The organism is Malaciobacter sp., assembly GCF_055140965.1.
Map to the genome: position 1 here is coordinate 1 of NZ_JBSRRO010000025.1, position 17,994 is coordinate 17,994.

Here is a 17,994-nt window from a genome sequence, read left to right on the forward strand (position 1 = left end):
AAATCTTGCCCCTTTGTCAAGGGTTTAAACTTAATATGGGCTTAAATTTTGGAAAACTCTTTCTCTTATTTTTCTTTCTCTATATTTTATGGGGTTTTTTATAGATATATCCAGTACTATGCTCAATTACAATTTCTCTAGTACTATTATTTTTATCATATAGCTTTATAATACATGGTTTGTTAATCTTATATTTATAGTGTTCATTTTTATTATTACTAAGTTTTTTATATACAAAGCCATCCTCACCAAAAGATATTTTACCTAATGAAGAATCCATTTTACAACTTACATCAATTTTTTCAATACCAAATTCTTTTGTCAATAAAACATATTTTGAAGTATCATTATCTACTAAGCACTTATTTGAACTATATATGTATTTACTTGATAAGGGATCTTTTAAACTCTCTTGTTTATTTGGATGTCCTTTCATATTTTTATCACTATATATAACATAATATAGACCTCCAACTTTTTCTCTACAATCAAAGAATTTTAGTGTCCATCTTTTTTTATGCCATTTTTCTTGATTTTCATCTACATTACTATCAATTAAAGCTTGATATCTAGTTTGTTTTAAATATAATATAAGTCTATTTGTTGCATGATCTATATTACTTTGAAATTTATCTAAACTGATATTTGAATAAAATGATGCACTTATGATTGTTATCAAGGTCAAAGCAAAAAGCAATTCTATTAATGAATATGACTTTTTATTCATCAACTTTTGCTACATATGCAGTTGCTATCTCAACTCCATAATATTTAATTGGTATTTTAAAGTTATAATTTTTAATTTTTTCTAATGATATAATATAGCTATTACCTTGATATATTTTATAAAATCTAAGTCTTAATATTAACTCTTCATCTTCTGATTTAATATGATTTATATTTAATTCATTGAGTTTAGTGCTTAACTCTTTTACTACATGATATTTGTATACAAAGTGTTTTTTAGGATTTTCTAAAAAAATATATAATGGTTTATTAAAAATTGTAATGAAGATATTTAAAAATAGTGTTAAAAATACCAAAAGAGCAAAATAATAATGTTTTTTTCTAAACTCTTTTAACCTAACTCTATATGAATGAAAAAATAGTTTTACCATTAAAGGAATAGCAATTACAACATATGGAGCATAATCTTCAATATATATTTTTTGTCTAAATGAAAAAATAATTGAGAAAACCAAGGCAGTTGCACTGATATACCAAATAAGTGTTCTTTGATTTTTCACACCTAATCTATACATTGAATAAAAGAAGTATAGAAAAAGAAAAGGTGAAAAAATTGATGCATAAATTGCAAAAGTATCTACAAAAAATCCTTTAGGTTTACCTCCACTTTCAAAACCATATATGCCCATAGACAAGCCAAATAAAATCAGACTTATAAATATTATTGCATTATCACGCTTATTTAAAGAATAGAAAAAAATCGCTAAAAAGAATATTGCAAAAGAGTTATCAACAAATAAAAAAGCAATTAAAAAAACATAATTATGTTTTTGCATTTTTTGGTAATAGTATATATAAAAAAGAGTGCAAAAAGTCACTACTATTGCACTATTAACTAAAAGAGAAGCACTTAAAACACCTGGTAAAAACATAAAAATAATAGTAGATACCACTCTATCACTTTGATATTTAAAATATGTTCGTGTATTAATATATATCAAAATAACACTAAGAAAGTAAAAAGTTAAAAAAGGTAATCTTAGTGCAATATCATTTTGGCCAAATATTGTGGTTGATATATTCGTAAGTAATGATAACAAAGAATTATTTTCAAAAAAATTCAGTGCTTCTTTATAAGAAATACTAAGAGTATTTGAAACAAAAATCAATACAATTGTTGTAATTGCAAGAGTTATATAAACAGTTTTATTGTATTGATTTGTTGTGTTTATCATAGTTTCAAAAAGTTTTCAATCATCTCATATCCATATTCACTCATTATAGATTCTGGATGAAACTGTACTCCATAAATTTTTTTATTTTTTATCTCTACTGACATAATTTCATTGTCATCTAAACTATATGATGTTGGTATTATATCATCAGTTAAACTGTTTTTATCAACAGTTAAAGAGTGATATCTAGTTTGTGTAAACTCATTTGGTAAATTATTAAATATTGGTGTATCAAAACATTTTTTTATTTTTGATGTTTTACCATGCATCATATTGGGTGCTTTAATTACTTTTGCTCCATATACTTGAGCTATACTTTGATGACCTAAACATATTCCAAATATTGGTATTTTACCTGCAAACTCTTTAATAACATCAAGACATACTCCAGCATCATCAGGAGTAGCAGGTCCTGGAGAAATTATAATCTTTTTAGGATTTAATTTTTTTATTTGTTCAATATTTAGTTCATCATTTCTTATTATTTTTAAATTTGCGCCTAATTCTTTGCAATATTGAACAATATTATATGTAAAAGAATCATAATTATCAATCATTAGAATCATTAAACAATTCCTTTTGTATTTTTGCCATTTGTTCTTTCACTTCAATTATATGTTTTTGAGGAACATTTTCATCTACTATCCATTTTACTTCATCAATGTGTCCACCATAATCTAAGCCCATTTTTTCAATAGTTTCAGAAAACTCTTTTAAGTCATCACATTTTTCAACTCTTTGAGTATTTGTATCTTTTAATTGCAAAAACCATCCACCAATTCCATTCTCTTTTATAGTAGCTTCGAATATAATCATAATTAACCTTTAAATAAAAGCATATTATATCAAAGAAAAAATAAAACTGAATAAAGCAGTATTAAATTGATAATAGTACTTATTATTCAGTGACTTAAAAGTTTCAAGAAATTATAATTCCAATAACTATTATCAAAAAAAGGAAAAAGATGTTAAAAAAATTGGCTTTAAGTACTGCAATACTTGTTTCATCAGTATTTGCAAGTTCGGAAGTAAATGTTTATTCTCATAGACATTACGATACAGATAAAAAACTTTTTAAAATGTTTGAAGAGAAAACTGGTATTAAAGTAAATGTTATTAAAGCAAAAGCTAGTGCATTAATTAAAAGAATTGAAAGTGAAGGTAAAAAATCACCTGCTGATGTTTTAATAACAGTTGATGCAGGAAGATTATATCAAGCTAAATCAAAAAATCTTTTACAATCAATTAAGTCTGATTATTTAATGGAAAATATCCCAAAACAATTAAGAGATGTAGATAATCAATGGTTTGCACTTACTAAAAGAGCAAGAGTTACAGCTTACAAAATCGGTTCAGGAATGGACAAAAAACTTACAACATATGAAGATTTAGCTGACCCTAAATTCAAAGGTCAAATTATGGTTAGATCTTCAAATAATATATATAATCAATCACTTATGGCAGCAATGATAGCTCACCATGGAGAAGAGTATGCAATTAAATGGGCAAAAGGTGTTGTTGCAAATATGGCAAAAGCTCCAAAAGGAAATGATAGATACCAAGTAAAAGCTATAGCAAGTGGAATTGGTTCAATAGCAATTGTTAATACATACTATATTGGTAAAATGGTTGATAATAAAGATTTATCACAAAGTGAATCAGTTAAAAAAGTAAAAGTATTTTTTCCAAAGTTTGAAAATGGTGGAACACATATAAATGTAAGTGGTGCAGGTGTTGCAAAATATGCTCCAAATAAAGAAAATGCAATAAAATTTATTGAGTTCTTAGCTTCAAAAGATGCACAAGAGTTATTTTCAAAAGCAAATTTTGAGTATCCAGTACTTAAAAGTGTTGAAGCATCTGATTTAGTAAAGTCATGGGGAACATTTGAAGATGACCATATTTCTATAAATACATTAGGTCAAAATAACAAAGCAGCAGTTAAAGCTTTTGATTTAGCTGGTTGGAAGTAGTATTAATTGAAAAATTCAATTTCTAAAATTAAGATAAGTAGCTTTATATTAACGCTACTTATCTCAGCTCCTGCAATAATTATTTTTCTTTATCTTTTCATAGGTCACAGTGATAATTGGCAACATCTAAAAGAGACTTTACTTTTTACATATATTTTTAACTCTTTGTATATAATGGTTGGAGTTGCTGTTTTAACAACACTTTTTGGTTTTACAACAGCATATTTGACATCACTTTATAACTTTGCTTTTTCAAAGTTTTTCCATTATGGTTTAATTTTACCATTTGCCATTCCTACTTATATTGTGGCATTTATTTATGGAGGAATGTTTAATATAACAGGAACAGTAACAACTTTTATTCTTGATATTTTAGAAAAAGACCTTAGTGAAGTAGTATTCTTTGATATCATGTCAATAGAAGGTGCTATTTTAGTAATGTCATTAGTACTTTATCCTTATGTTTATCTTATTTGTAAAACATATTTAAGTTTTGAATCTGCTTCAATTATTGAAGCAGCAAAAACTTTCAATCTTTCTTCATGGCAAATATTTAAAAAAGTAATTTTACCAATTTCAAGACCTGCAATTGTAGCAGGAGTAACACTTGCTGTTATGGAAGCTGTTGCTGATTTTGGTGTTATGGACTATTTTGGAGTAAATACATTTGTAACAGGTATTTTTAAAACTTGGTTTGGAATGGGAAGTGTTGAAGATGCAGCAAAACTTGCAAGTATTTTAATGAGTTTTGTATTTTTACTAATTATTTTAGAAAGGATTCAAAGAAAAAATAGAGTATTTAAAAGTTCAGGAAAAGATTTTAAACCAATTGAGAAAGAAAAACTTACTGGAATTAAATCATTTTTAGCATTTGTAGCATGTTTTATACCATTTTTCTTTGGATTTTTATTACCATTTATTCAACTTTGCTTTTGGTTTAGTATTTCATATGAAGATATAATTGATGAAGATTTTATGACAACACTTTATCAAACACTATCTCTTGCAATTAGTAGTGCTACATTAATAACGGCATTGGCATTGTTATTTGTATATAATGTAAGAAAACATCAAGATAAAACTTCATCAACTTTAACACAAATTGTTAAATTAGGATACTCAATTCCAGGTGCAGTTGTTGCTGTTGGAATTTTATCTTTCTTTTCAATTTTAGATAAATATGTTGTAGATTTATTCTCTTCTACTTTTATTATAAGTGGAACAATAATAGCTATTATTTTTGGTTATTGTGTTAGATTCTTAGCAATTAGTATAAATAGTTTTGAAGCAGGATTTAGTAGAATTCCACAAACATATGATGATGCTGCAAAAATTTTAGATGTTGGAGAAAAAACAACTTTTGTAAAAATTTTTATTCCACTTTTAAAAAACTCTGCATTTGCATCATTTATAATTGTATTTATTGAAGTAATTAAAGAGCTTCCCTTAACTATGATTTTGAGACCATTTAACTATGACACATTGCCAATTTTAGCACTTGAATTAACACAGCAATCTCAAATAGTTGAATCTTCTGTTCCATCTATGTTTATTATACTAATTGGAATGGTTTCAGTAATTTTATTAGCAAAAAATATGAATAAGGCACAATAATGGTAAGTATAGAAAATTTTGGTATATCATTTAATGATACAAAAATCTTAGAAAATATTTCATTTGATGTTAAACCAGGTGAGATTGTTACTCTTCTTGGTTCAAGTGGATGTGGTAAAACAACAATATTAAGATCAATAGCTGGTTTACAAAAAAAGCATGAAGGTTATATTTGTATTGGCAATGAGTGTGTTTCTTCTAAAAAAGTTTATAAAAAAGATAGAGAAGTGGGATATATATTTCAAGATTATGCACTTTTCCCCCATTTAAATGTACATGAAAATATATCTTTTGCTTTATATAAACTATCAAAAAAGAAAAAAGAAAAAAGAGTAGATGAACTTTTAGAACAATTTAATATTGTTGATCATAAATATAAACAAATACACCAACTATCAGGTGGACAACAACAAAGAGTAGCTATTGCAAGAGCTATGGCAAATAATCCAAAGATTTTACTTTTAGATGAGCCTTTTTCAAACTTAGATGCGATGCTAAGATATAAAACAAAGATTTGGTTAAAAGATTTAATAAAACAGATGAATTTAAGTGCAATTCTTGTTACCCATGATAAAAAAGAAGCATTGTCAATATCAGATAAAATAGGAATTATAAACGATAAAAAACTCATTCAGTTTGATAGTGCAAAAAAGATGTTTGAAAACCCGAATAGTTTGTATGTTGCAAACTTTTTATGTGAGGTTAACGAACTTCCAAATAGATATATAGAAGATATTGGATTAGACATAAAAGACGATAAAGTTGCAATTATAAAAATTGATGAATGTAAAATATCAAAAGATAAATCAAACTGCAAAGTAAAAATTTTAGATATCTCATTTTGTGGAGAGTATTATGAACTTGTATTAAATTTACTTGATTATGATAATACAGATATGATAGTAAAATCTCATAGTATTGAAAATTTAAATATTAATGATGAAGCGTTTATGCATATAGATAAAAAAGATATTAAAATAATAGATAAATAAGAGTCAAAAAACTCTTATTTATTATAATTGATATTTTTTCTGAAAATCTTCATCAATATCAATAATTCCTTTTTGTTTTAATGACTCTAAAACCTCTTTTGAACAATCAACATCATCAGGCCATCTTCTTTTAAAATTATCTAACTCATTTTTATTTGTACCATCTAAACAAATTGTATTATCTTGAATATACAAATCTCTATTAGAATCAATATTATTAACTACTCTCCAAAGTAACATATAAGCATTATTTACATCATTTTGATTTTTTGCATCAACTATTATTAATATTTTAATATTTTCAAATAGTGGTTTTAAATCATCCAATAGATACTTTTGATTTCTTTTTTTATCTACAGTTATAACTGTTACTGGATTTTTAGTATCTGTGTAATACTGCTTTAAATCTTTTACCTCATCTGTTATTTCTTGCATTTTTAAAAGTAATTCATTATCGCTTAAAAGTGTAATTCCTAATTCATTAATCTCTTCATTTGTACAATCAAGTCCTAGTTTTCCACCAATTGCAAATTTTGGACTTGAATGATCAAGGGCATCAACCACACCTTTTGAAATTAGCATCTCATCAATATCAATTCTATTTAAAATATATCTAGTTATAGCATCATGATCTTCAAGTTCAGGAGCATCTGCATTAACAAAAATCGCATGTTTAACAAAACTCATTTGCCCTACTCCCCAAAATGCATGCATCATTTGAGAAGCATGACCTGGATATAAAGTTTTGATTTTAGCAATAATGAAATTATGAAAAACACCATTTTCAGGCATATAATAATCTATTAAATCAGGTGCTGTTGTTTTAAGTAATGGCAAGAAAATTCTCTCTGTTGCAAAACCCATATATTTATCTTCTAGTGGCGGTTTACCAACAACTGTTGCTAAATATGTTGGCTCTTTTTTATGTGTTATTGCAGTTACTTCCATAAATGGATACTCCTCTTCTAAAGTATAATATCCAGTATGATCACCAAATGGACCTTCAATTCTTAGTTTACTTGTATCAACAAAGCCCTCAATTATAAAATCATTATCTCTTGGTACATAAATATCATTTGTTATTGATTTTACAAGTTGTGCATTTTTATTTTTAACAAAACCATATAACATCAATTCAAAAATACCAATAGGAAGTGGTGCTTGTCCACACCAAATATACATAGGATCTCCACCTATTCCAATAGATACTGGCATTTTTTTACCAGCTTTTTTATATTCATGGAAAAAATGATTAGAGTCTTTATGTATTTGCCAATGCAATCCTAAAGTATTGTCCTCATAAACTTGAAGTCTATACATACCTAAGTTTTTCATTTCACCATTTAGTGAAGTTGTATAAACTTGTCCCATTGTAATAAAAGGACCACCATCTTGTTCCCATGTTGTTAAAATTGGTAATTCACTTAAGTTTGCATCACTTCCAAGTTTAATAACTTCTTGACACTCACCTTTTCCTTTATTTTTCTTAGGAATAGTATTTTTAAGTGCAAATAACTTTCCAAATGTAGAAAGTTTTTCACTAAAAGTTGTTGGAGGCTTCATTTTTAATAAAGACTCTATCTCTTTTCCAATTTTATTTCCATCACCTATAAAAAGTTCAACTGCTTTTTTTGAACCAAATACATTCATTAAAACAGGAATATCAAATTTTTTTCCGTTTTTTTTATCAACTGGATTTGTAAAAAGTATAGCTTTTGAATCTTTTTTCTTAACTTCTACATAAGCAACATGTGGGATTTCCAAGTTTATATCCAACTCATCATCAATAATTTTCAACAAATTATGCTTTTTTAACAATTCAATTGCTTTTTTCATATGAAACCTTATTAGTAATTAATCTTATTTTTATATCATTATATCTATAAAAAATAGTTTATGGTAGAGGTAAAATGAAAAAATATAATTTTGATGAGTATATTAATAGAAAAAATAGTGATTGTGTTAAATATGATGGTTTAAAAAAATATTTTAATGTAAAAAATGCAAGACCAATGTGGGTTGCAGATATGGATTATCAAACCCCACAATTTATACTTGATGATTTAAAAAAAGTTTTTGACAAAAAGATACTTGGTTATCCAATAGTTAGTAATAAAGTATATGAAAGTATAATTTCATGGTATAAAAAAAGACATGAAATTTCCAATTTTACTGAAAATGATATCCTTTTAACAAGTGGTGTTGTTACAGCACTAAGTGCTTGTGTTGAAGCTTTTAGTAATAAAGATGATGAAGTTATAATTCAAACACCAGTATATTTTCCTTTTTTCTCTGTTGTTAAAGACAATAATAGAAAATTAATATTAAATCCATTAAAAAACTGTGATGACTATTATAAAATGGATTTTGAAGATTTAAAAAGTAAAATAACTTCAAAAACAAAACTTTTAATTTTATGTTCACCTCATAATCCAGTAGGTAGAGTATGGAGCAAGAAAGAACTTTTAAAATTGGCTAAAATATGTTATGAAAATAGCATAACAATAATAAGTGATGAAATACATTCAGATTTAGTCTTTAAAAAATTTACCTCTTTTTTACATCTTGAAGATAAATATTTAGATAATCTAATAATATTAAACTCACCTAGTAAAACTTTTAATCTTGCAGGTTTAAATAGCTCATATATTATTTGTAAAAATAGTACTTTAAAAAATAAATTAAATAAAATAATCCAAAAAAGACATATTGGCTCTGTAAATATATTTGGACTTGAATCAATAATTTCTGCATACAATAAAGGTGAGGAATGGCTAGATATGCTTCTTTGCTATTTACAAAACAATATAAACTATGTTGATGATTTTTTAAAAGAGAGTAATAGTAGTATAAGCTTTAATAAACCAGAAGCAACATACTTACTTTGGTTAAATTTTTTAAAAATCAATGATTCACATGAAAATATTTTTGACAGACTTTTAAATAATGCTAAGCTTGCATTAAATGATGGTTCAACTTTTGGCAAAGAAGCAAAAGGCTATTTTAGGCTAAATATAGCGCTTAGTAAAAATGAATTAATTAAATCACTTTCTTATTTAAATAATGAATTTAATTGACATATTTAAGTTAGAAAAAATGTTATTTTTAAAGTATTACATTTTTTCTCACTATATTAATGAATGTGTAAAATAATCTTATAATACCTTTATACTTACTATAAAATATTGTACAATCGAAACATAATAAAACTATATGGGAAGAAGTACAATGTCAACAGAACTACTTTTAGCGACGAGTGTCTTTATAATTATGGGATTAGTATTAACGGGCGTATTCGTGCTCACTAGATACTTAGGACCTAATAACAAAGATAACAAACAAAAAAACACAGTATACGAAAGTGGGGTTTCAAACCCAGTAGGTACTACAAATCTTAGATTTTCAATCAAATTCTATTTAGTAGCAATTCTTTTTGTAATTTTCGATGTAGAAATTATTTTTATGTTTCCTTGGGCAGTAAATATTAGAGAACTAGGATTTTTAGGCCTAGCAGAAATGTTTATGTTTATGGCATTACTTTTTGCAGGATTAATTTATATTTATAAGAAAAAGGCGTTATCATGGGATTAGGAGCAGAGTCATCGTTTGGAGATTCAATAATCACAACAAAACTAGATCATGCAGTAAATTGGGGTAGATCATACTCTTTGTGGCCGATGGTATTTGGTACTGCATGCTGTGGTATTGAGTTCATGTCTGTAGTTGGTGCAAAATATGACCTTTCAAGATTTGGTGCAGAGGTTGTAAGATTCTCTCCAAGACAAGCAGATTTAATGATAGTAGCTGGGACTATTACATATAAACAAGCACCAATTTTAAAAAAAATCTATGATCAAATGTGTGAACCTAAATGGGTTATATCAATGGGAGCATGTGCATGTTCTGGTGGATTTTATGACAATTATACAACGGTTCAAGGAATTGATGAAATTATTCCTGTTGATGAGTATGTATCAGGTTGTCCTCCAAGACCAGAAGCTGTTTTAGATGCTGTAATGAGAGTTCAAGAAAAAGCCCAAAGAGAATCAGTACTTGAAGATAGAGAAAAAAGAGAGTACAAAGGAATTTTAGATGCATAAAAATGAAATTTTAATTAATGCAAATGAAATAAGAAATACAATTTCTAAATTAAAAAAAGATGGTTATCCTCTTTTATTAGATATTACTGTAATTGATTATTTAGAGTATCCTGATGTAACTCCTAGCAGATTTGCTGTTGTATATATTTTAAGAGATCATACATTTAAAAAGTTTATAACAGTAAAAGCTTTTGTTGATGATATAACTTTAACAGTTGATTCTATTTCAGATATGTATTATAGTGCTAATTGGGCTGAAAGAGAAGCATATGACCAGTATGGAATAATATTTAAAGGTCACAAAAACTTAAAAAGAGTTCTTAATCACCACCAGTTTAAAGGTCATCCATTAAGAAAAGATTATCCAGTAACTAAAAGACAATTATGTACTCAAACAGAAGATCTAATGGATGAAATGACTCCATTACTTGAATCTTATGGATATAACAAAGAAGATCATGAAGATTTAATGTTTTTAAATGTTGGACCATCACACCCAGCAAGTCACGGTACTATTAGAAACTTTTTAGCAATGGAGGGTGAAACAATTAAAGCTTGTGTAACAGAAGTGGGTTATTTGCATAGAGGCTTTGAAAAGGCATGTGAAACACACACCTATTCACAGGTAATTCCTTATACAGATAGACTTAACTACTGTAGTGCTATTTTAAATAATATTGGATATTCAAAAGCAATTGAAGATATGTTAGGAATTGATATAACTGCACGTGCTAAAATGATTAGAATTATAATTGGTGAACTAAGTAGAATAATTGATCATTTAGTATGTAATGCAGCAAATATGGTTGACCTTGGTGGACTTACAAACTTTTGGTACTTATTTGCTCCAAGAGATAAAAGTTATACTTTATTATCAAAACTAACAGGTGCAAGACTTACAAACTCATATACAAGAATTGGTGGTTTAGAGTTTGATTTATATGATGGGTTTGAAGAAGATTTAAATGAAGTATTAAAAGATGTAGAAAATGGAATAAATGATGCTTTATCGCTAGTAGAACACAATAGAATTTTCCATGATAGAACTCAAGATGTTGGCGTTATAAATGATGAGTTTGCAATAAGTGCAGGAGTTACAGGACCTAATTTAAGAGCCTCAGGAGTAGCTTTTGATTTAAGAAAAGATGCTCCATATTATGGTTATGAAAATTTTGATTTTGATGTAGCAATTGGAAGCCATGGTGATGTGTATGATAGAGTAATGGTAAAATTTGAAGAGATTAGACAATCAATAAGAATAATCAAACAAGCTATGAAAGAGCTTCCTGATGGACCTTTAAATGTGAATCACCAAGGAGTATTACTTCCTGATAAAAAAGATGTTTATGGAAATATTGAAGGTTTAATGAATCAGTTTAAACTTACTTTTGAGGGTATTAAAGTTCCAAAAGGTGAGTACTATGGATATACGGAGGGTGCAAATGGAGAGTTAGGTTTTCATGTAACAAGTGATGGAACAGGAATACCTTATAAAGTAAAATGTCGTCCACCAAGCTTCTACTCTCTTGGAGCATACTCAAGAATTGTTGAGGGTGGAATGTTAGCAGATGCTGTTATTACAATGGCAAGTATGAACTTTATTGCAGGGGAGTTTGATAGATAATGAGTAAATTTAAATATACACCTGAAAATGAAGCAAAGTTTCAAGAGCAAATAAAAAGATACCCAAATAGTAACTCTATGATGCTTCCAGCTTTATGGTTAGTTCAAGAACAAGAGGGTTGGGTAAGTCCAGATGCAATGATTTATGTTGCAGAAAAACTAAATAAATCTCCAATTGAAGTTTATGAGTTTGCAACATTTTATACAATGTTTAATCTAAAACCTATTGGAACATACCATATTGAACTATGTAAAACATTGTCATGTATGGTTATGGGTGCTCCTGAATTAAAAAAGTTTATAAAAGAGACAATTGGTATAAATCCAGGAGAAACAAGCGAAGATGGTTTATTTCATTTTAGTGAAGTTGAGTGCTTAGGTGCATGTGGTGGAGCTCCAATGTTTGCACTAAATGGACAATACCACGAGAATCAAAGTGTTGAGTCATTAAAGAATGTAATTGAGGAGTGCAAAAATGCTAGTAAAAGTAGTAAGTAAAAACTTTGATATTCCTAATTCACATAAATTAGAAGTAGCAAAAGATAATGGAAGATACTCTTCAATACAAAAACTATTTACTATGGCACCAGAAGATGTAATTGAAGAAGTTACAAACTCAGGGCTTAGAGGTAAAGGTGGTGGTGGAGCACCATGTGGTCCAAAATGGAAACTAATGCCAAAAGATGATCCAAGACCAGCATATTTAATTGTTAATGGAGATGAATCTGAACCAGGAACATTTAAAGATAGACAAATTTTTCAATATGATCCACACCTTTTAATTGAGGGAATAATATGTTCATCTTATGCAATGAATATTCATGATGCATATATTTATGTAAGAGGTGAATATAAATGGTTTATTGATAGATTAAATGAAGCTATTAAAGAAGCATATGAAGCTGGAATTATTGGTGAAAAAGTTATGGGTCATGATTATAGAATGGACATAACAGTTCACAGAGGTGGTGGAGCATATATTTGCGGTGAAAAATCAGCACTTATTGAATCACTTGAGGGAAAACGTGGACATCCAAGATTAAAACCACACCAAAAAGAGTGTGAATGGTTTTTTGATAATCCTGCTACTGTAAATAATGTAGAAACAATTGCAACTGTTCCATTTATTGTAGAAAAAGGTTATGAAGCTTACACAGCATACGGAACTGAAAAGTCACCTGGAACTATGTTATTTGCAATGAGTGGACCTGTTAAAAATCCAGGTGTTTATGAATTAGCATTTGGTAATAAGATGATTGATGTAATCAATAAAATTGGTGGAGGGATGAAAGAAGGTAAAAAGCTTAAAGCTGTAATTCCTGGAGGTTCATCTTGTCCAATTTTAACTGCACAAGAAGTTGAAGAAGCAGTGTTAGATTATGAATCAATGTGGAATATTGGTTCAACACTTGGTACAGGAGGAATGATTGTAATTGATGAAGATATGAGTATGATTGATGTAGCTAAAAACTTAATTGAGTTTTATCATCATGAATCTTGTGGACAATGTACACCTTGTAGAGAGGGCTGTGGCTGGATTGATAAAATACTTGCAAAAGTATTAGCTGGTGAGGGAACACAAAAAGACTTAGATACTATTTTAGATGTTTGTGAAACAATGAATGGTAAAACTATATGTGTTTTTGCACCTGCTGTTAAAGATATAATTAAAAGTATAATTATCAAATTTAAAGATGAATTTATAAAAGAATTTAAATAAACCTAGGAGAAAATTATGGCAAAGAATACAATGACATTAACTGACAATAGAAGTGGAAAGTCTTTTGAGTACAATATTATTGATGGTACTAGAGGACCAAGTGTTGTAGATATTAGAAGTTTCTATAAGGACTCTGGAATGTTTACATACGATCCAGGTTATACTTCAACAGCTTCTTGTGAATCTAAAATTACATTCATTGATGGAGAAAACTCAGAGTTAAGATATAGAGGTTATGATATCGCTGATCTTGCTGGAAAAAGATCATATCTTGATGTTTCATATTTACTTATGATGGGAAGACTTCCTACAAAAGCTGAATCAGAAGATTTTGATTTAGAGATTAGACATAGATCATTTTTAAATGAAGGTATTATTAGATTATTTGATGCTTTACCAGATGGTGCTCATCCAATGGCTACAATGGGAGCTGCAACTACTGCTTTATCTGCATTTTATAAAGATCATTTACATTTAGAAGATGAAGAAGAGTTTAAAACAATGAGAAGAAGAATTTTAGCTAAAATGCCTACAATTGCTGCTATGGCATATAGAAACTCTATTGGTACTCCATTAATTTATCCAGATGTAAATAAATATTTCACAGAAAACTTTTTATATATGCTAAGAGCTTATCCAGGTGGAAATATGAAATATCTTGGTGGTGGAAAGAATGATGAAATTAAACAAGTTGAAGTTGATGCACTTGATGCAATATTAACACTTCATGCTGACCATGAACAAAATGCATCTACAACAACAGTTAGAAATGTAGGTTCTACAGAAGCTCATCCATATGTTGCTATTTCATCAGGTATTGCTGCTTTATGGGGAAGTGCACATGGTGGAGCAAATGAAAAAGTAATGGATCAATTAAGATTAATTGGTGATGTTAAAAATGTACCTTCATATATTGCAAAAGCAAAAGATAAAAATGATCCATTTAGACTTATGGGATTTGGACATAGAGTCTATAAAAATAGAGATCCAAGAGCAGAAACTTTAAAAAAACTACAAGATCAATTAAAAGAAGAATTAAATTTAGATTCTAAGCTATTAGATATTGCACATGCAGTTGAAGAAGCAGCTTTAAGTGATAGTTACTTTAGAGATAGAGGTTTATATCCAAATATTGACTTTTATTCAGGTGTAATATTAACAGCACTTAAAATTCCTGTTGCAATGTTTACTCCAATCTTTGTTATTGGAAGAATCCCAGGATGGATTTCTCAATGGTCTGAATTAAAACAAGATCCAACTCACAAAATAGCTAGACCAAGACAATTATATACAGGTAACTAGAAAATAGTTACCTAAAGGAGATAACAAAACATGAGTGAAATGGTTAAAATATCAGTAAACGGAGAAGAATTAGAAGCTGCTAAAGGTAGTCTTTTAATTGATACTTTATTAGATGAGAATATACATATTCCTCATTTTTGCTATCACCAAGCACTAGGGAAAGATGGAAATTGTAGAATGTGCATGGTAGAAATTGAGGGACAAAAAAGACCTCAAATTGCATGTGATACACCTATTAAAGATGGTATGAGTGTAAGAACAAAGGGTGAGAATATAGAAAAAGTTAGAAGAGATATTTTAGAGCTTCAACTAATCAATCACCCAATAGACTGCCCTACTTGTGATCAAGCAGGCGAATGTAAATTACAAGATTACTATATGGAATCAGGTTTCTATGACTCAAGAGTGAATGTTGATAGTAAAAATCATGCAAGAAAAAGAGTTGATCTTGGTGCAAATGTTATGCTTGACCAAGAAAGATGTGTTCTTTGTACAAGATGTGTAAGATTTTGTTCTGATATAACAGGAACAAATGAATTAGGTGTAATAAATAGAGCTGATCACTCAGTAATTGGGACTTTTCCTGGGAAACCACTTTCTAATCCGTATGCTATGAATGTGGTTGATTTATGTCCAGTTGGAGCATTAACATCAAAAGATTTTAGATTCCAACAAAGAGTATGGTTTCTTGAAAGCTTTAATGCAATTTGTAATGGCTGTTCAAAAGGATGTAATATCCATGTTGATCATAGAAAAGAGAAATATAAAGATGATCAGATTTTTAGATTTAGACCAAGAGTAAATAAAGAAGTAAATGGTCATTTTATCTGTGATGAGGGAAGATTGTCTTATCACAATGAGAATAAAAATAGATTTACAAATGCAATAGTTGATTCAAAAGAGTCAACAATTGAAAATAGTATTGCTTCAATGTTTAAACTTGTTGCTACAAATAAAGAAGCACTATTTGTATTAGGACCAAATCTTTCTTGTGAAGAGATACAAAATATAAAAGCTTTAGCTAATATGGTAAAAGCAAATATAAGTGGATATTCACCAAACTATATTGATGAATCATTTGGTGATGACTATTTGAAAAAAAATGACAAAAGTGCAAATAGAGCTGCATTTAAAGAGTATCAAATAAGTGAAGAGGAAAAAGAGTTTAAAGAAAATTTAGATAAATCTTCATTGCTTGTAGTTTTTGATAGTAGTCTCTTTGATGATAATTTAGCCTTATTGGAAAATAAAAAAGTAGTTAGTTGTTTCTCACATAATTGTATGACAATTAAAAAATCAAATGTAGCAATTGCTATTTCATCATTTTATGAAAAAAGTGGAACATACATTAATTGTGATGGTGTAAAACAAAAAGTTATCTCTAAAATGAATAAAGAAAATCCAGCCTTATCTATTACTTCACTTATTGAAGAGATGAAAAGCATGGTTGAAAAAGGAAATATATGACAACAGTTTCTTTAGTAGTTATTATTATAAATATTCATATTGCATTGATTTTAGCAACAGGAATGACCCCTATTTTAGTATGGTGGGAAAGAAGAGTTGCAGGTTTTATTCAAGATAGAGCTGGTCCAAATAGATGTAATATTGGCCCAATTAGACTTGGTGGACTAATACAAAGTATTGCAGATATGTTAAAGTTAGTATTTAAAGAAGATTTTATGCCTAAGCATATTAGATATAAATTTTTCTTTACATTAGCTCCTATTATACTATTCTTTTGTATATTTTTAACATTTGGAGTTATACCTTTTGCAGATGATTTAATAATTGATAATCAATCACATATGATGCAAGCACTACCAATGGGACTTGGTATTATGTGGTTTTTAGCATTTGCTGGTTTATCAACTTATGGAATCATTTTAGGTGGATATTCATCTGGAAGTAAATATGGTATTTTAAGTTCTATTCGAGCAACAGCACAAGTTATATCATATGAAGCAGCTATGGCTTTATCAGTTATCTCTATGATATTAACATATGGTTCAATTCATTTAGGAGATATGGTTGTAGCACAAGGAGAACTATTATTTGGTTTTATTCCTGCTTGGGGTATATTCTTACAACCTTTAGCAGCACTTATTTTTATTGTTACTGCATTTGCAGAAGCTAATAGAGCTCCTTTTGATTTAGCAGAAGGTGAATCAGAGATTGTAGCAGGTTACCATACTGAATATTCTGCAATGAGATTTGGACTTTTTCAAGTTGGTGAGTTAGCAGCACTTTGTGCAGCAAGTGCTATTATTGTAACACTATTTTTTGGTGGATATCAAATTCCATGGTTAGATACTCAAGCTCTTAAAAGTAATATAGATTATGTGATGATTGCAATCATGATATTAGTTCCTATAAAAATATTTATTTTAACTTCATGGATGAAGAAGAATAATAATTGGAAAGATCCTACGGATATAAGAGCAAAAGAGACTGGAATTTTAAATAAAGTATTTTGGGCAATTGCTATTATTACTGTTGCTTTATTTGCTTGGTTTTTATTAACAGGCTTAAGTCAAAATGGTGTAGCAATTACAGTTGCAGTACTTCAAGTTTTAACTTTTATTATTAAGTTTTTTCTTGTTGCTTTAGTTTTTATCTGGATTAGATGGACACTGTTAAGATTTAGATACGACCAACTTCAAATGTTAGGTTGGAAAGTGTTATTACCTTTATCATTATTAAATATTGTAATAACAGCAACATATATTGTAGTTACAGGAAGTTAAT

General features: G+C 28.4%; 17 protein-coding genes. 12 read left to right on the forward strand and 5 right to left on the reverse strand.

The window, feature by feature from the left end:
* Positions 1–79 precede the first annotated feature (79 nt).
* The 4 genes from ACTCCZ_RS08375 to ACTCCZ_RS08390 are packed head-to-tail and all read right to left on the reverse strand — an operon-like array spanning position 80 to position 2,738.
* A complete protein-coding gene (locus ACTCCZ_RS08375; RefSeq protein WP_079579957.1) occupies positions 80–727 on the reverse strand; it encodes a hypothetical protein in 648 nt (215 codons plus the stop codon).
* Positions 720–1,922: a glycosyltransferase family 39 protein gene (locus tag ACTCCZ_RS08380; protein WP_119184372.1), complete on the reverse strand. Its 1,203-nt coding sequence runs from the start codon at positions 1,920–1,922 to the stop codon at positions 720–722. The genes ACTCCZ_RS08375 and ACTCCZ_RS08380 overlap by 8 nt, the downstream gene beginning before the upstream one ends.
* The gene (locus tag ACTCCZ_RS08385; RefSeq protein WP_079579956.1) at positions 1,919–2,488 is read right to left on the reverse strand and encodes an anthranilate synthase component II; all 570 of its coding nucleotides are present in this window, start codon (positions 2,486–2,488) and stop codon (positions 1,919–1,921) included. The genes ACTCCZ_RS08380 and ACTCCZ_RS08385 overlap by 4 nt, the downstream gene beginning before the upstream one ends.
* Positions 2,472–2,738, reverse strand: a complete 267-nt coding sequence (locus ACTCCZ_RS08390; protein WP_228145347.1) for a hypothetical protein — start codon at positions 2,736–2,738, stop codon at positions 2,472–2,474. The genes ACTCCZ_RS08385 and ACTCCZ_RS08390 overlap by 17 nt, the downstream gene beginning before the upstream one ends.
* Before the next feature lie 149 nt (positions 2,739–2,887).
* Between ACTCCZ_RS08390 and ACTCCZ_RS08395 the strand changes: the two genes are divergently transcribed.
* The 3 genes from ACTCCZ_RS08395 to ACTCCZ_RS08405 are packed head-to-tail and all read left to right on the forward strand — an operon-like array spanning position 2,888 to position 6,501.
* Complete coding sequence (locus ACTCCZ_RS08395) at positions 2,888–3,895, forward strand: Fe(3+) ABC transporter substrate-binding protein (protein ID WP_079579954.1); 1,008 nt, start codon at positions 2,888–2,890, stop codon at positions 3,893–3,895.
* A gap of 6 nt (positions 3,896–3,901) precedes the next feature.
* Entirely contained in the window at positions 3,902–5,509 is a 1,608-nt protein-coding gene (locus ACTCCZ_RS08400) for an ABC transporter permease (protein ID WP_079579953.1), read from the forward strand.
* Positions 5,509–6,501: an ABC transporter ATP-binding protein gene (locus ACTCCZ_RS08405; protein ID WP_079579952.1), complete on the forward strand. Its 993-nt coding sequence runs from the start codon at positions 5,509–5,511 to the stop codon at positions 6,499–6,501. The genes ACTCCZ_RS08400 and ACTCCZ_RS08405 overlap by 1 nt, the downstream gene beginning before the upstream one ends.
* Positions 6,502–6,522: 21 nt before the next feature.
* Here the strand turns inward: ACTCCZ_RS08405 and ACTCCZ_RS08410 are convergent, their stop codons facing one another.
* Entirely contained in the window at positions 6,523–8,337 is a 1,815-nt protein-coding gene (locus tag ACTCCZ_RS08410) for a menaquinone biosynthesis decarboxylase (RefSeq protein ID WP_079579951.1), read from the reverse strand.
* Between the two features lie 74 nt (positions 8,338–8,411).
* Between ACTCCZ_RS08410 and ACTCCZ_RS08415 the strand changes: the two genes are divergently transcribed.
* The 9 genes from ACTCCZ_RS08415 (at position 8,412) to ACTCCZ_RS08455 (ending at position 17,993) form a co-directional block, all read left to right on the forward strand.
* On the forward strand, positions 8,412–9,578 hold the full coding sequence (locus ACTCCZ_RS08415; RefSeq protein WP_079579950.1) for a MalY/PatB family protein: 1,167 nt from the start codon (positions 8,412–8,414) through the stop codon (positions 9,576–9,578).
* Positions 9,579–9,714: 136 nt separating this feature from the next.
* Positions 9,715–10,092, forward strand: coding sequence for an NADH-quinone oxidoreductase subunit A (locus ACTCCZ_RS08420; protein WP_228145346.1), 378 nt, complete (start codon positions 9,715–9,717; stop codon positions 10,090–10,092).
* Positions 10,083–10,601 carry an NADH-quinone oxidoreductase subunit B gene (locus tag ACTCCZ_RS08425; RefSeq protein ID WP_079579948.1) on the forward strand — a complete coding sequence of 173 codons (519 nt, stop codon included), beginning with the start codon at positions 10,083–10,085 and terminating at the stop codon, positions 10,599–10,601. The genes ACTCCZ_RS08420 and ACTCCZ_RS08425 overlap by 10 nt, the downstream gene beginning before the upstream one ends.
* On the forward strand, positions 10,594–12,225 hold the full coding sequence (locus ACTCCZ_RS08430; protein WP_079579947.1) for an NADH-quinone oxidoreductase subunit D: 1,632 nt from the start codon (positions 10,594–10,596) through the stop codon (positions 12,223–12,225). The genes ACTCCZ_RS08425 and ACTCCZ_RS08430 overlap by 8 nt, the downstream gene beginning before the upstream one ends.
* Positions 12,225–12,722, forward strand: coding sequence for an NADH-quinone oxidoreductase subunit NuoE family protein (locus ACTCCZ_RS08435; protein WP_079579946.1), 498 nt, complete (start codon positions 12,225–12,227; stop codon positions 12,720–12,722). Before ACTCCZ_RS08430 ends, ACTCCZ_RS08435 begins: the two co-directional genes overlap by 1 nt.
* On the forward strand, positions 12,700–13,944 hold the full coding sequence (gene nuoF / locus ACTCCZ_RS08440; protein ID WP_079579945.1) for an NADH-quinone oxidoreductase subunit NuoF: 1,245 nt from the start codon (positions 12,700–12,702) through the stop codon (positions 13,942–13,944). Before ACTCCZ_RS08435 ends, nuoF begins: the two co-directional genes overlap by 23 nt.
* Before the next feature lie 15 nt (positions 13,945–13,959).
* The gene (locus tag ACTCCZ_RS08445) at positions 13,960–15,246 is read left to right on the forward strand and encodes a citrate synthase (protein ID WP_079579944.1); all 1,287 of its coding nucleotides are present in this window, start codon (positions 13,960–13,962) and stop codon (positions 15,244–15,246) included.
* A gap of 30 nt (positions 15,247–15,276) precedes the next feature.
* The gene (locus ACTCCZ_RS08450; protein ID WP_079579943.1) at positions 15,277–16,713 is read left to right on the forward strand and encodes an NADH-quinone oxidoreductase subunit G; all 1,437 of its coding nucleotides are present in this window, start codon (positions 15,277–15,279) and stop codon (positions 16,711–16,713) included.
* Positions 16,710–17,993, forward strand: coding sequence for a complex I subunit 1/NuoH family protein (locus tag ACTCCZ_RS08455; protein WP_079579942.1), 1,284 nt, complete (start codon positions 16,710–16,712; stop codon positions 17,991–17,993). Before ACTCCZ_RS08450 ends, ACTCCZ_RS08455 begins: the two co-directional genes overlap by 4 nt.
* Position 17,994: the final 1 nt, after the last annotated feature.

Bases quoted from the DNA above. Each gene is read 5' to 3' on its own strand.
- ACTCCZ_RS08445 (WP_079579944.1), top strand. From the start codon at position 13,960: ATGGCAAAGAATACAATGACATTAACTGACAATAGAAGTGGAAAGTCT.
- ACTCCZ_RS08410 (WP_079579951.1), bottom strand. From the start codon at position 8,337: ATGAAAAAAGCAATTGAATTGTTAAAAAAGCATAATTTGTTGAAAATT.
- ACTCCZ_RS08375 (WP_079579957.1), bottom strand. From the start codon at position 727: ATGAATAAAAAGTCATATTCATTAATAGAATTGCTTTTTGCTTTGACC.
- ACTCCZ_RS08415 (WP_079579950.1), top strand. From the start codon at position 8,412: ATGAAAAAATATAATTTTGATGAGTATATTAATAGAAAAAATAGTGAT.
- nuoF (WP_079579945.1), top strand. From the start codon at position 12,700: ATGCTAGTAAAAGTAGTAAGTAAAAACTTTGATATTCCTAATTCACAT.
- ACTCCZ_RS08435 (WP_079579946.1), top strand. From the start codon at position 12,225: ATGAGTAAATTTAAATATACACCTGAAAATGAAGCAAAGTTTCAAGAG.
- ACTCCZ_RS08385 (WP_079579956.1), bottom strand. From the start codon at position 2,488: ATGATTCTAATGATTGATAATTATGATTCTTTTACATATAATATTGTT.
- ACTCCZ_RS08405 (WP_079579952.1), top strand. From the start codon at position 5,509: ATGGTAAGTATAGAAAATTTTGGTATATCATTTAATGATACAAAAATC.
- ACTCCZ_RS08455 (WP_079579942.1), top strand. From the start codon at position 16,710: ATGACAACAGTTTCTTTAGTAGTTATTATTATAAATATTCATATTGCA.
- ACTCCZ_RS08420 (WP_228145346.1), top strand. From the start codon at position 9,715: ATGGGAAGAAGTACAATGTCAACAGAACTACTTTTAGCGACGAGTGTC.
- ACTCCZ_RS08380 (WP_119184372.1), bottom strand. From the start codon at position 1,922: ATGATAAACACAACAAATCAATACAATAAAACTGTTTATATAACTCTT.
- ACTCCZ_RS08425 (WP_079579948.1), top strand. From the start codon at position 10,083: ATGGGATTAGGAGCAGAGTCATCGTTTGGAGATTCAATAATCACAACA.
- ACTCCZ_RS08395 (WP_079579954.1), top strand. From the start codon at position 2,888: ATGTTAAAAAAATTGGCTTTAAGTACTGCAATACTTGTTTCATCAGTA.
- ACTCCZ_RS08390 (WP_228145347.1), bottom strand. From the start codon at position 2,738: ATGATTATATTCGAAGCTACTATAAAAGAGAATGGAATTGGTGGATGG.
- ACTCCZ_RS08430 (WP_079579947.1), top strand. From the start codon at position 10,594: ATGCATAAAAATGAAATTTTAATTAATGCAAATGAAATAAGAAATACA.
- ACTCCZ_RS08450 (WP_079579943.1), top strand. From the start codon at position 15,277: ATGAGTGAAATGGTTAAAATATCAGTAAACGGAGAAGAATTAGAAGCT.